The sequence below is a fragment of the Aeromonas sp. QDB30 genome, from assembly GCF_027707645.1.
Lineage (GTDB): Bacteria > Pseudomonadota > Gammaproteobacteria > Enterobacterales > Aeromonadaceae > Aeromonas > Aeromonas caviae.
The window spans coordinates 1-13,175 of the sequence record NZ_JAPCIY010000092.1 but is presented as its reverse complement, the minus strand read 5'-3'; the positions used below and the strand labels follow the sequence as shown (position 1 = coordinate 13,175).

At 64.0% G+C, this 13,175-nt stretch carries 11 protein-coding genes; 9 read left to right on the top strand and 2 right to left on the bottom strand.

Annotation, left to right across the window (positions count from 1 at the left end):
- The first annotated feature begins 608 nt into the window (after nucleotides 1-608).
- Together dbpA and PG896_RS18895 are read left to right on the top strand one after the other, a co-directional pair.
- Nucleotides 609-1,988: an ATP-dependent RNA helicase DbpA gene (dbpA, locus tag PG896_RS18900; protein WP_103259421.1), complete on the top strand. Its 1,380-nt coding sequence runs from the start codon at nucleotides 609-611 to the stop codon at nucleotides 1,986-1,988.
- Between the two features lie 85 nt (nucleotides 1,989-2,073).
- Nucleotides 2,074-2,364 carry a YkgJ family cysteine cluster protein gene (locus tag PG896_RS18895; protein WP_039039772.1) on the top strand — a complete coding sequence of 97 codons (291 nt, stop codon included), beginning with the start codon at nucleotides 2,074-2,076 and terminating at the stop codon, nucleotides 2,362-2,364.
- A 9-nt stretch (nucleotides 2,365-2,373) separates the two neighbouring features.
- On the opposite strand, the gene PG896_RS18890 is transcribed toward PG896_RS18895, so the two are convergent.
- Nucleotides 2,374-2,766: a hypothetical protein gene (locus PG896_RS18890; protein ID WP_185219242.1), complete on the bottom strand. Its 393-nt coding sequence runs from the start codon at nucleotides 2,764-2,766 to the stop codon at nucleotides 2,374-2,376.
- Between the two features lie 285 nt (nucleotides 2,767-3,051).
- Here PG896_RS18890 and PG896_RS18885 point away from each other — a divergent pair, with 285 nt between their 5' ends.
- A complete protein-coding gene (locus PG896_RS18885) occupies nucleotides 3,052-4,446 on the top strand; it encodes a PepSY-associated TM helix domain-containing protein (RefSeq protein ID WP_270836079.1) in 1,395 nt (464 codons plus the stop codon).
- A gap of 202 nt (nucleotides 4,447-4,648) precedes the next feature.
- Here the strand turns inward: PG896_RS18885 and PG896_RS18880 are convergent, their stop codons facing one another.
- Nucleotides 4,649-5,554: a 1,4-dihydroxy-2-naphthoate polyprenyltransferase gene (locus PG896_RS18880; protein WP_270836078.1), complete on the bottom strand. Its 906-nt coding sequence runs from the start codon at nucleotides 5,552-5,554 to the stop codon at nucleotides 4,649-4,651.
- 210 nt (nucleotides 5,555-5,764) lie between these two features.
- Here PG896_RS18880 and PG896_RS18875 point away from each other — a divergent pair, with 210 nt between their 5' ends.
- From PG896_RS18875 to menE, 6 genes are read left to right on the top strand one after another with little or no spacing between them, the layout of a single operon-like run.
- A complete protein-coding gene (locus tag PG896_RS18875; RefSeq protein ID WP_268426320.1) occupies nucleotides 5,765-7,096 on the top strand; it encodes an isochorismate synthase in 1,332 nt (443 codons plus the stop codon).
- Nucleotides 7,097-7,129: 33 nt separating this feature from the next.
- The gene (gene menD, locus PG896_RS18870) at nucleotides 7,130-8,875 is read left to right on the top strand and encodes a 2-succinyl-5-enolpyruvyl-6-hydroxy-3-cyclohexene-1-carboxylic-acid synthase (RefSeq protein ID WP_270836076.1); all 1,746 of its coding nucleotides are present in this window, start codon (nucleotides 7,130-7,132) and stop codon (nucleotides 8,873-8,875) included.
- Nucleotides 8,865-9,629 carry a 2-succinyl-6-hydroxy-2,4-cyclohexadiene-1-carboxylate synthase gene (menH, locus tag PG896_RS18865; RefSeq protein WP_042015414.1) on the top strand — a complete coding sequence of 255 codons (765 nt, stop codon included), beginning with the start codon at nucleotides 8,865-8,867 and terminating at the stop codon, nucleotides 9,627-9,629. Before menD ends, menH begins: the two co-directional genes overlap by 11 nt.
- Entirely contained in the window at nucleotides 9,622-10,482 is an 861-nt protein-coding gene (gene menB / locus PG896_RS18860) for a 1,4-dihydroxy-2-naphthoyl-CoA synthase (protein ID WP_442866202.1), read from the top strand. Before menH ends, menB begins: the two co-directional genes overlap by 8 nt.
- Nucleotides 10,482-11,411, top strand: coding sequence for an o-succinylbenzoate synthase (gene menC / locus PG896_RS18855; protein ID WP_270836075.1), 930 nt, complete (start codon nucleotides 10,482-10,484; stop codon nucleotides 11,409-11,411). The genes menB and menC overlap by 1 nt, the downstream gene beginning before the upstream one ends.
- Before the next feature lie 3 nt (nucleotides 11,412-11,414).
- Nucleotides 11,415-12,812: an o-succinylbenzoate--CoA ligase gene (menE, locus tag PG896_RS18850; RefSeq protein WP_270836074.1), complete on the top strand. Its 1,398-nt coding sequence runs from the start codon at nucleotides 11,415-11,417 to the stop codon at nucleotides 12,810-12,812.
- Nucleotides 12,813-13,175 lie beyond the last annotated feature (363 nt).

The window sequence follows — 13,175 nt, the reverse complement described above, 5'->3', positions numbered from 1 at the left end:
TAGGCAGAGAAAATCCAAGCAAAACAACACGTTAGACGGTATTATTAATTCGCTTGCCGCTTAAGGTTCTGTACATGCCATACCAGTAGCACCCATTGAATTGTTATTTTTGACCGGCGCCATCATAAAGAACTGCATATTTAAAAATCAGAGAGTCATCACAATCCGCGGTAAAAATATGCATGCGAAATAATACAAACGTTTTTAAATTAATTGCCAAGGCACATGATTATTAATCTTCATTGGGGAAGTTTAAAAATAAATCAAAAACAATAAGTTATGCTCTTTCGTTAATTTTATTCCTCATTCGTATATATATTTCATAACGGCCATATCCCATATGGCATCCTCCGATGACTCATCATCACCACGACATGTTTAATTAAAAACGTTTTCTCGTCATTCATCATGATCTGGCCATGACCACCCTGTTCCATTGTGCTCTTTTTACATACCGCAAGCCCGCCAACGCAGACAGAAGCCTCCATCGGCAACCCATGACGCCAACCGTTCAAATATTCACCGCATCCGGCGGCACATTCTGGTATGATGCGCCCCCTTGCGCACCGCGCACCCCCATTTCTGGTTTTCCGATATAGAGTCCTTTTGTGAACAACAGCGAATTTAGCAGCCTGAACCTCTCCTCCGCCCTGCAGGACAACCTCGCCAGCCTGGGCTATCTGCAGATGACCCCGATCCAGGCCCAGAGCCTGCCCCTGGTGCTCGACGGCAAAGATTTGATCGCCAAGGCGAAAACCGGCAGCGGTAAGACCGCGGCCTTCGGCCTGGGTCTGCTGGCCAAGCTGGACGTCAACCGACTGGCCGTGCAGGCGCTGGTGCTCTGTCCGACCCGCGAGCTGGCGGATCAGGTGGCCACCGAGATCCGCCGTCTTGCCCGTACCCTGCCCAACGTCAAGCTGGTGACCCTGTGCGGCGGCACCCCGACCGCACCGCAATCCGCCACCCTGGGCTTTGGCGCCCACATCGCCGTCGGCACCCCGGGCCGGATCCTCAAGCACCTGGAGCAGGGCACCCTTGCGCTCGACGACCTCAAGACGCTGGTGCTGGACGAAGCGGATCGCATGCTGGACATGGGCTTTGGCGAAGACATCAACCGCGTCATCAGCCACGCCCCGCGGGACCGGCAAACCCTGCTCTTCTCCGCCACCTATCCGGAAGGGATCGCCCAGATGAGCCGCGGCGTGCAGCGCAACCCGGTGGAGGTGAGCGTAGAGTCCCTGCACGAAGAGAGCGCCATCGAACAGAAGCTGTATGAAGTGCCGGCCGGCCAGCGCCTCGATGCCCTCACCTGGCTGCTCAGCCACTACCAGCCGAGCTCCTGCGTGGTGTTCTGCAACACCAAGCGCGCCTGCAACGACGTGGCCGATCACCTGGCCGCCAAGGGCTTCTCGGCGCTGGCGCTGAACGGCGATCTGGAGCAGCGTGAGCGGGATCAGGTGCTGGTGCGCTTCGCCAACGGCAGCGCCACCATACTGGTCGCCACCGACGTGGCGGCCCGTGGCCTCGACATCAAGGAGCTGGGGGCCGTCATCAACTACGAGCTGACCTACGACCCCGAGGTGCACGTGCACCGCATCGGCCGTACCGGCCGCGCCGGCCAGCAGGGCCTGGCCCTGAGCCTCTACCAGCCGAACGAGGCCCAGCGCGTCAACTTCATCGAGGAGTACCAGCAGGCCCCCATTCCTCAGGGCGACCTGGCCGGGATCGGCCGCGACATCAAGCCGATCGCGCCGCAGATGGTGACCCTCTCCATCGATGCGGGCCGCAAGAGCAAGGTGCGTGCCGGTGACATCCTCGGCGCCCTGACTGGCGAAGGCGGCATTGCCGGGGCCGATGTAGGCAAGATCCAGATTTCCGAGCAGTACTCCTACGTGGCGGTGAAGCGCCAGGTGGCGAGCGCCGCCCTCAAGCGGTTGCAGGAAGGCAAGATCAAGGGGCGCAGCTACCGTGCCCGCAAACTGGGCTAAGGTATTTCACACTCCCGGCCAGACCACAGGCGCCTGACAGGCGCCTGTTTCATATCATTCGCCGCCATGCGGCAAGACAGGTGACATGACCCAAGCAATCCAGAGCGATGTGAGCTGCCAGAACTGCGAAGCCTGCTGCTGCCGCCTCGAGGTGATGCTCTTCACCGACACCGGCGTGCCGGACCGCTATATCGAGGAGCGGGAAGGAGAAGTGCCCGTGATGCACAGACTGGAAGATGGCTGGTGCGCCGCCCTCGACCGCAACACCATGATGTGTCGCATCTACGAGGTGCGGCCGCTTATCTGCCGTGAATTCGAGATGGGGGAGCCAGACTGCCTCGACGAGCGGGACAAGTGGTTCATCAGGCTGGAATGAACGGGAAGTTCAACCCGTGCTGACGTGGGTCTCCTTGCCTTGCAGCCCCTCGAGGCGCTGTGTCAGCCAGTGGATGGCCTGCGCTTCCTCCTCGAAATAGCGCACCTCCTGAAAGGGAAGCTCGCTGAAGACGTGATCCGCCAGATAACGTTTGAAATCCCCGATCATGACCACTGCCAGAAAGGCGCAGCCATGGGTGGCGCACCAGTTGAACTGGCGACGAAAACGGGCCAACACCTCGGGGCCGGCGGCCTCGAACTCGGTCGCGACCTCGACGATGCCCCAGGGGGCTCCCTGCAAACGGCTTATCTGTTGGCTGAACTTGCCCTCATAGGCCATGGCGCCTGCCAGGTTGAAAGGGCCGCTCGGCCGACAGATCAGCAGTTGCCCTTGTCGCTGCATCTCAAAATGGCCGTGTGCTTGCACGTTCACCTCCTGCCTTGAGTCCTTCGCTGCGGCTGATATGCCCTGTGTTGCCACAAAGTAAGAATTTATCCCCGAAAAGTCCATGAAGCTCCCCGCATTGTGAACGGAAAGCTCCATTCAACCCCCGTTTTTACCCCGGTGGCGGAATGTACATTTCTTCGACATGTTCTGTTGCAGTTAACAAAACGTTGCTGCTATTATCCGCGCCACTCAAAACATTCCACCTACTGAAACCTTTTGGCGTTCACCCAGGGAACAACGATGAAGCAACAAGACGCAAGTTATTACCAACGGATCTGGCGCTGGCATTTCTATGCTGGTCTCTTCGTCGCCCCCTTCCTGATCCTGCTCTCCCTCACCGGCATCGTCTACCTGTTCAAGCCGCAGCTGGACAACCTGCTCTACCCCCAGCTGATGAAGGTGACGCCCGCCACCCAGACCCTGAGTGCCGACCAGCTGCTGGCCACGGCAACCATCGCCATGCCGGACGCCAGTCTGCGCAAATACCTGCCCCCGGTGGCAGCGGACGCGAGCGCCCAGATAGTCGTGATGCGTGAAGGGCAGGAGCTGACCCTCTTCATGGATCCCGCGAACGGCGCCCTGCTCGGTACCATGGACAACAAGTGGAACCTGCAGGCGGTGGCGCGCGCTCTCCATGCGGAGCTGATGCTTGGCACCACGGGTGATCGCCTGATCGAGCTGGCCGCAGGCTGGGGAATCGTGCTCCTCATCAGCGGACTCTATCTCTGGTGGCCCCGCAAGGGACCGGGTGTGGGGGGCATCCTCTGGCCGAGAATGCACCAGCGCGGCCGTCTCTGGTGGCGTGATCTGCACGCCGTGGTCGGCTTCTGGGGCGCAGGTTTCCTGCTGCTGCTGCTGCTGACGGGCATGACCTGGACCGGTTTCTGGGGCGGCCAGTTCGCCGATGTCTGGAACCGCTTCCCTGCGGCCATGTGGAACGAGGTGCCCAAGTCGGCCCCCCTCACCCGCAGCCTCAACCAGGCTCACGAACAGACCGTCTCCTGGGGGGCCGAGACCCTGCCCATGCCGAGCTCCCAACCCACGGCAGAGAGCCATGATCACAGCGCCATGACCCATGGCGGCGGACACGAGGGCATGGTCATGGCCAGCCATCGCATTCCGCTGCAACAGGTGGTCGACATCGCCAGCGAGCGGGGGGTCAGCCCGGGTTACAGCATCACCCCCCCGGTCGGTGAAACCGGCGTCTATACCATCGCCATCTTTGCCGATGATCCCCGCAACGACGCCACCCTGCACATCGACCAATACAGCGGCAAGGTGCTGGTCGACGTGCGCTGGCAGGATTACGGCCCGGTCGCCAAGACGGTGGAAACCGGCGTCATGCTGCACATGGGCAAGCTCTACGGCTGGCCGCACCAGCTCGTCATGCTGCTCATCTGCCTGATGATTCTGGCAAGCTCGGTGAGCGGGCTCTGGATCTGGTGGAGCCGCCGTCCCAGTGGTCGCCTCGCCGCCCCGCCCCTGCCCGCCAAGCTGCCTCCCATGGGCGGTGCCATCGCGGTGCTGGTCGTGCTCGGGATCTGCTTCCCGCTGGTGGGGGCCTCCATGGTCGCCATCTGGCTGCTGGACAGTCTCTTCTTCTCTCGCCGCCCGGCCGTGGCCCAGGCAAGCTGACCTCGGGGCAAGCCCGCCTCATGCACACGAGGGCTCCCTATCGGGGGCCCTCATCGTCTGCATCATCTGGCATCATCCTTCGCCTGGCGGCATGCTCCTCCCCTTTCGATCATCACATCGGTCTGATGACCAACAACGCGTCGACACATCAACAAAAAGGGCTCCCGTTCGGGAGCCCTTTTCATTGCCAAACGCGTCGGCCTCAGGTGAGCGCCAGCCCGGCGGAGAGCAGCAGGCTGAACAGAAATGCGCTGATGGCGGTCTTCTTGAGGGCGCCGGTCAGCACCTCGCCATCGAAACTCTCTCGCAGGGTGCGGGCGGCATCGGTGAGGGGCTTCATGGCGGGCAGGAAGATCCAGGGCCAGAGGCTCGCAGGCTGAGTCAGCAGGAAGACGATGGTCGCCAGCAGCGCCGCCCCCAGCAAGACCCAGTGATAGGCGATGGCCCGGTTGCGGCCAAGGCGCACCGCCAGGGTGATCTTGCCGCTGGCGGCATCGGTCTCGATGTCCCGCACGTTGTTGATGTTGAGCACGGCAGTCGCCAGCAGGCCGCAGGCGGTGGCGGGCAGCAACAGGTCCCACTCCAGGCGATGGGTGAAGAGGTAGTAGGAACCGAGCACCCCCAGCAGGCCGAAGAACAGGAATACCGAGATGTCCCCGAAGCCGCGATAGCCGTAGGGGCTCTTGCCCACCGTGTAGGTGATGGCCGCGACGATGGCCGCTCCCCCCAGCAGGATGAACGTCAGGATCTGCTGCCACGCCTCCCCGAAGGCGCAGACCAGCAGGGAGAGGCCGCTCACCACGGCCGCCAGGGCGGTCAGCCCCATGGCCACACACATCTGGTGCCGGGTGATGAGGCCGGAAACCACGGCGCGCTGGGGACCGATCCGCTCCCCGTTGTCGGCACCGGAGACCGCATCGCCATAGTCGTTGGCCAGATTGGAGAGAATTTGCAGCAGGATGGCGGTCAGCAGGGAGAGTCCCATGATGGTGCCGTCGAACGCTCCCCGGCTGGCTGCCAGCCCCGAGCCCAGCAAGATGGAGGAGCACGCCAGGGGCAGTGTTCGCAAACGCGCCGCCAGCAACCAAACAGAGAAGGTATTTGTCATATTGTGATGGCCAAACAATCAGATATTGATCGTGTTAAGGGTTATCGAACCGGATTTAGGTATACTTGGCTGCGCGGGGGCGTCGGCTCCCCCGGGCAATTTACATGGACGAATGGGCAGATAATATATAGGAAATCGTCGCCCTTTGGCATCAACCTGCGCCATCCTCCCCCGGAGCGATCGCGATTATCCGGCTCAGACTAGACATCCATGTTGGCTCAGACCCACCTCAAGCAACAACTGGACGCCCTGCGTCACAGCACTGTCAGCGGTTTCGTGCGACTGCGCGTGGCCGCTCACGTCGACGTCTTTCCCGGCTGGTTGGCGGCCCAGACGCTCTACCCCCGCATCTATTGGCACGCCAGAGGGCAACAGAGCCCGGAGTACGTGGCGCTTGGCGCCATCCACGAGCTGACCCGGCCGGAGGATATCCAGCGGGTCTGCGACCTTGCCGGCACGGCCAGTGAAGACAGCCCTCGCTACTACGGCGGTCTGGCGTTCGACCCGGATCTGCCCGGCTGGCAGGGTTTTGGCCCCTGCCGCTTCGTGCTGCCCCGCATCGAACTGGTACGCCGGGGGGAGTGCACCAGCCTCTGCCTCAATCTCTGGCTGCCTGTCCGGGAAGAGGGTCACGCATTCGAAGCCGAACTCTGCGCCGCCGAGGCGGCGCTCGATGCCCTGCAACCCGAGGCCCCCCTGCCCGCCCTGCAAAAGCGGCCATGGCAGCGCCAGGACCTGCCGGGCCCTGCCCAGTGGCAGACCCTGGTGGAGCAGGTCACGGCCCCCGACTTCCAGGCCCGCACCCCCAAGGTGGTACTGTCCCGGGAGAGTCTGCTCCAGAGCGAGGCGCACGATGCGCCCCTCTGCCCCTGGTCCCTGCTGACACAGTGGGCCCGCCACGCCCAGGAGTGCTTCCACTTCGGCTTCCAGTTCTCCCCCGAGCAGAGCTTCATCTCCTGCTCCCCCGAGCGCCTCTACCGCCGGGAGAAGGGCCACCTCTTTACCGAGGCGCTGGCAGGCACCATTCGCCGTTCCGGGGATGAGGCGACCGACGCAGCCCTGGCCGCCGAGCTGCTGGCCGACAGCAAGAACCGGCTGGAGAACCGGCTGGTTCACGCCGACATTCTCAGCCGCCTGGCCCCCCTCACGACCGATGCCACCCTGACCGAGCCGCGCATTCTGAAATTGCGGCTGCTGCAACACCTCAAGTGCGACATTGAGGCCGAGCTCAAACCCGGCGTCTGCGACTGGCAACTGCTGGCTGCCCTGCACCCCACTCCCGCCGTGGGGGGCGCCCCCCGCGAGGCGGCGCTCGCCTTCATCCGTGAATGCGAGCCCCATGATCGCGGCTGGTATGCCGGTGCCTGCGGCATGCTGAGCCGGGAGACCTCGGAGTTCTCCGTCGCCATTCGCAGCGCCCGGATCAGGGGCCAACGCATCAGCCTGTTCGCCGGTGCCGGCATAGTGGCGGGATCGGAGCCCGCCGCCGAGTGGGCCGAACTCGACAACAAGATCGCCAACGTGCTCTCCCTGCTGGGATAGCGTTTCTTACCGACTCCTCACTGCGAGAGCTTCATGTCCGCCAGCCACGTGTCCGCGCATCACGCCTTTGCCAGCCATCACGCCACCTTCAACCATGTCTGGTCCTCCCTCTTGCTGGAAGAGCTCTTTCGCCTCGGCGTACGCGACATCGCCCTGGCCTCCGGCTCCCGCTCGGCGCCGCTCACCATGGCCGCCGCAGCCCACCCGGGCTTTCGCCGCCATCTGCACTTCGACGAGCGGGGTCTGGGCTTCATGGCGCTGGGGCTGGCCAAGGGGAGCGGCCGCCCGGTGGCGGTGATCATGACCTCGGGCACCGCGGTGGCCAACCTCTGGCCCGCGGTGGCGGAAGCCCAGCTCACCGGGGTCCCGCTCATCATTCTCTCTGCCGACAGGCCACCCGAGCTCATCGACAACGGGGCCAACCAGGCCATCGATCAGCCGGGGATCTTCGGTCGCTACCCCGTCTATCAGCAAAATCTGCCGAGCCCCACTCCCACCATTCCGGCGGCCTTCGTGCTGAGCTCGGTGGATCAGGCCCTGGCACGACAGGCGCACACCCCGGGGCCGGTGCACTTCAACTGCATGTACCCCGAGCCCCTCTACCCCGGCGATGCCTACCTGGACTTTGCCGACTACCTGGCGCCTCTCGGCGACTGGCTGCACTCGGCCAAGCCCTGGAGCCCCTGGCTGGCTGGCGAGCCAGGCTGCCCCGCCCAGCCGGACTGGGACAGTCTCATCGGCAAGCGCGGTGTCATCGTCGCCGGACGCATCCAGGATCCGGTGCAAGGCAAGGCGGTGGCCGAGCTGGCAGACCGCCTCGGCTGGCCCCTGCTGGCGGATCTGCAAAGCCAGATCCGCTTCGATGATCGCAACCTCGTCCACACGGATCTCGCCCTGCAACACAGCGACTTCGTGGCCGAGCTGGCCCGCGCCGAGGTAGTGCTGCAATTCGGCGCCCGCCTCATCTCCAAGCGCCTCGGCCAGTTCATCAAACAACACCCCTGGCAAGATTACTGGCTGGTGGACCCGCAGCCGGCACGCCTCGACCCCGACTACCGGCTGCGCCGTCGCCTGGTGTGCGACCCCGCCGCCTTTGCGGCCGCCCATCCAATCCCCCATTCGCAGCAGCCCTGGCACCAGTTGGCCGCGCGCCAGCAGGCCATCAGCCAGCAGATCCGCACCGCCTGTGATCGCTTCTCGGAGCTCGGGGTGTGCCATCGCCTGAATCAGCTCATCCAGGGTCAGTTGTTCGTCGGCAACAGCATGCCGGCCCGGCTGATGGACATGCTGGGCGAGGTGGGCAAGGGCCCCAGCCGGGTGATGACCAACCGCGGCGCCTCCGGCATCGATGGCCTTATCGCCACCGCATACGGCTTCGCACAGTCGGTCCCGCCTGACAGTCGCGAGCCCACCACCCTGCTGCTCGGGGATCTCAGCGCCCTGCACGATCTCAACAGCCTGGCGCTGCTCGGCAAGGGGAGCCGCCCCCTGGTGGTGATCCTGCTCAACAACGACGGCGGCAGCATCTTCCGCATGCTGCCTGTGCCCACCCAGGACGCCCTGCTGGAGACCTACTACTGCCTGCCCCACGGCCTGCACTTCGAGCACGCCGCCGCCATGTTCGGCCTGCACTACCGGGCCCCCACCACCCTCGACGCATTTGAGCAGGACTATGCCGCAGCCCTGAAAAACGGGGTAACCCTGATTGAAATCAAGGTACCGAGCAGTGAAGTCGCCGAGGATCTCAAAGCACTGGGAGCCGCTATCCGTGGTCTCTGATCCCGCCGCGCCGCTGGTGCTGCTGCACGGCCTGCTGGGGGACGCCGACGACTGGCGACCTGTCATCCAGACCCTGCCCGGCGTCCCGTGCCATGCCCTGGATCTGCCGGGCCACGGCCGCAACCGGGCACTGCGGGTGAGCGGCTTTGACGAGGCCCATCACTGGCTCTGCGACGAGCTGGCCGCGCGGGATATCGCCCACTACCGGCTGGTGGGGTATTCGCTGGGGGGGCGGCTCGCGCTTCATCACGCCAGCCACTCCCCGGCGGGGTTGCAGGCCCTGCTGCTGGAGAACTGCCACCCCGGGCTGCCTGCCGGTGAACGTCCGGCCCGCATCGCTCACGATGAAGCCTGGGCCCGGCGTTTCGAGTGCGAGCCCCTGACTCGGGTGCTTGCCGACTGGTACCGCCAGGGCGTCTTCGCCGACCTGGACGACGATGCCCGCACCCGCCAGGCCGCACGCCGCCTTGGCAACGACGGCAAGGCCGTGGCCGCCATGCTGAGGGCCACGTCCCTGGGGCGGCAGCCGGATCTCGCCCCCTGGCTTCGGGATACCCGGCTGCCGGTGCAGTGGATCTCAGGCAACCGGGATCACAAATTCCATGCCCTCGCTTGCCAGTTGGTAAAGCAAGGCTGCAATATCAAACACTTGGCTCTGGATGGCGGACACAATCTGCACACAAGCCAGCCCGATACCTTTGCCCGGCTCCTGCGGGAGTGGGCTCACCAACCAGAAGAGAAGATCCATGATTGAAGCAATGACGGAAGCCGAGCTCTATGCCCCTGTCGAGTGGCACGACTGCTCCGCCGGTTACGAGGACATCCTCTATCACAAGTCCCCAGAGGGCATTGCCAAGATCACCATCAACCGTCCCCAGGTGCGCAACGCCTTCCGCCCCCGTACCGTGAAAGAGATGCTGCAAGCCCTGGCCGATGCCCGCTACGACGACAAGGTCGGCTCCATCATCCTCACCGGCTTCGGCGAGAAGGCCTTCTGCGCCGGCGGCGACCAGAAGATCCGCGGCGACTACGGTGGCTATCGCGATGACGAGGGGACTCATCACCTCAACGTGCTCGACTTCCAGCGCGACATCCGCACCTGCCCGAAACCGGTCGTTGCCATGGTGGCTGGCTATGCCGTCGGTGGCGGCCACGTGCTGCACATGATGTGCGACCTGACCATCGCCGCCGACAACGCCCAGTTCGGCCAGACCGGCCCCAAGGTGGGCTCCTTCGACGGCGGCTGGGGCGCCTCCTACATGGCCCGCATCGTCGGCCAGAAGAAGGCTCGGGAGATCTGGTTCCTCTGCCGCCTCTACGACGCCAAACAGGCCCTCGACATGGGGCTGGTCAACACCGTCGTGCCCCTGGCCGAGCTGGAGCGTGAAACCGTGCGCTGGTGCCGCGAGATGCTGCAACACAGCCCCATGGCCCTGCGCTGCCTGAAGGCGGCCCTCAACGCCGACTGCGACGGCCAGGCCGGTTTGCAGGAGCTGGCAGGCAATGCCACCATGCTGTTCTACATGACCGAAGAGGGTCAGGAAGGGCGCAACGCATTCAACGAGAAACGCCGTCCCGACTTCTCCAAATACAAGCGGAATCCCTGATGACACTCGCCCTCTACCGCTACCAACTGCCCTTTACCCAGCCCCTGGCCTTTCATGGTCAGTTGCAGGTAGCGCGCGAGGGCCTGCTGGTACGCATCGATGATGGCTGGGGGGAGATAGCCCCCCTGCCAGGATTTTCCAAAGAGACCCTGGCCGACGCCCAGGCCGAGGCCCTCGACTGTCTGGCGCAGCTGGCGCGGGGACAGACCCCGACGCCACAGCTGCCCTCGGTGCAGTTCGGGCTCGACTGCGCCCGTCGTAGCTGGCCCGAGCAGGGAGCCCCCCTGCCCGAGCCCTATCCGCTGATCCAGGGCTCCCCCCAGGAGCTGCTCAAGAACTGGAAACAGTGGCTGCACGAGACCCCCCTCAAGGCCAAGCTGAAGGTGGCCCGCTACCCCATGCGCGACGAGCTGGCGCTGATCCGGCTGCTGCTCGATCGGCGCCCCAACCTCAAGCTGGTCCTGGACGCCAACCAGGGCTGGACCCGCGAGGAGGCCTGGGCCTTCTGCGGCCACCTGGATCCGAATCGCATCGAATACCTCGAAGATCTGTGCGCCGACTTCGAGGACATCGCCTTCGTCGCCAGCCGCACCGGCATGCCGGTGGCGCTGGACGAACTGCTGGCCCAGGGCAAGCCCTGGGAGCCCATCCCGCAACTGCGCGCCCTGGTGCTCAAGCCGACCCTGCTCGGCACCCTGGCCCACTGCGAGGCGCTGGTTGCCCGCGCTCGCGAGCTGCGCCTCAAGGTGATCGTCTCCTCCTGTTTCGAGTCCGGTCTCGGCCTCGGCCAGCTCGCCCGCCTCGCAGGGGAGTGGGCGCCGGATCAGGCCCCTGGCCTCGATACCCGCCGCTGGCTGGCCAGGGATCTGCTGGACAAGCAGGGGCAACCCGATCCGAGCAGGATGGACCCCCTGTTTCACCGAGACTGATCCATGGTGACCCGTCAGATCCCACGGCAGGAAACCTGCCCGGTACGACGCTGGGCGACACATGCCCCTCATCGTATTGCCATCCACAGCGGGGAGCCTCTTAGCTACCAGCGCCTCGACCTGCGCCTCAACAGCCTGTGCAATCAGCTCGCCCGGGCCGGGCTGGAACGGGGAGATCATCTCGCCGCCGTGGTGCGCGGCGCCCTGGAGGATGTGTTGCTGACCTGGGCCTGCGTGCGCAGCGGCATCGTCTTCTGCCCCCTCAATCCCGCCTTTCCGGCAACCAGACACAGCGAACTGGCGAGCCAGCTCGAGGCCCGGGCATTCTGGTCGGCAGGTGAGATCCCGGCGGGCGACTGGCAAGCCCTCAGCCTCGACTTCACGGGGGAGCTGGCCGCAGATGGGGAGTCCCCGCTGGTACCCGACCAGCCGAACAACATGATCCTCACCTCGGGATCCAGCGGTACCCCCAAGGCGGTGGTCCACCGCCTCGCCAACCACCTCGCCTCCGCCCGGGGTTCCGCCACCCTGATCCCCCTGGACGAAGCCTGCGGCTGGCTGCTCTCCCTGCCGCTGTTTCATGTCGGCGGTTACGCCATCCTGTTCCGGGTCTTTCTGGCGGGTGCAGCCCTGGTGCTGGACGATCGCAGCCGCCCGCTCAGGGAGCGGCTCGAGCAGCAACCCATCACCCATCTCTCCCTGGTGCCGACCCAGCTCTGGCGACTGCTGGCAGAGGGCTTCGATCCAGCCCAAACCCGGCTGCGCGAGCTGCTGCTCGGCGGCGCCGCCATTCCCCAGCCACTGGTGAACCGGCTGAGCGCCATGGGGCTGGTGCCCAAGGTGAGTTACGGCCTCTCCGAGATGGGCAGCCAGGTCTGCACCGGTCGGCCGTCCACCGCTGGCGTGGTGGGCAAGGCGCTGCCGGGACGGGAGGTCTGCATCCAGCAGGGGGAGATCTGCGTGCGCGGTGACACCCTGTTTGCCGGCTATTTCAAAGCAGGTGGGCTAGAGCGGCCGCTCGATGAGGCAGGCTGGTTCCACACCCGCGACAAGGGGCATTTCACCGAGGATGGCGAACTGGTGGTAGAGGGGCGGCTCGACAACCTCTTCATCTCCGGGGGCGAAAACATCCAGCCCGAGACCATAGAACAGCGACTGGTAGATCACCCCGCCGTGGCACAGGCGCTGGTGGTGCCGGTGCCGAGCGATGAGTGGGGGCAGAGGCCGGCCGCCTTCATCGAGTGGCATGGCGAGCCGGTGCCCCCTGACGAGCTGGCGGCCTGGATCCGGCAGACCCTGCCTGGTTTCATGGTGCCGGACCAGTGGCACCCCTGGCCCGATCTGGGCGGTCACCTCAAGCCGCAGCGCAGGCAATATCAGAATATTCTTAAGACGCAATAATCACTCCTGCGACAAGACTGGCATGCAGGAGTCATCCAAATACGCACATTATTCGAAAGAAAATGCTGGTGATGTCAAAATCCCCCTCACAGGCCCAAGTAAGTGAGAACGATTACATAAATGGCTATTTTTTTGCACGTTTTTTGAACTGAATTAATTACCTGTAGTACCATATCCGCCATCATGCATTTCAATGGAAAGGTAACCGTTTGATAGTTAAAGATATTGTCAATTTTGCATTATTTGAACAAAGACTGCATGGTGGTAAAATGCTCTCCTTGGCAGTAAGGGAAGGTGCGAACAAGTCCCTGATATGAGATCATGTTTGTCATCTGGAGCCATGGAACAGGGTTCATCATGAGT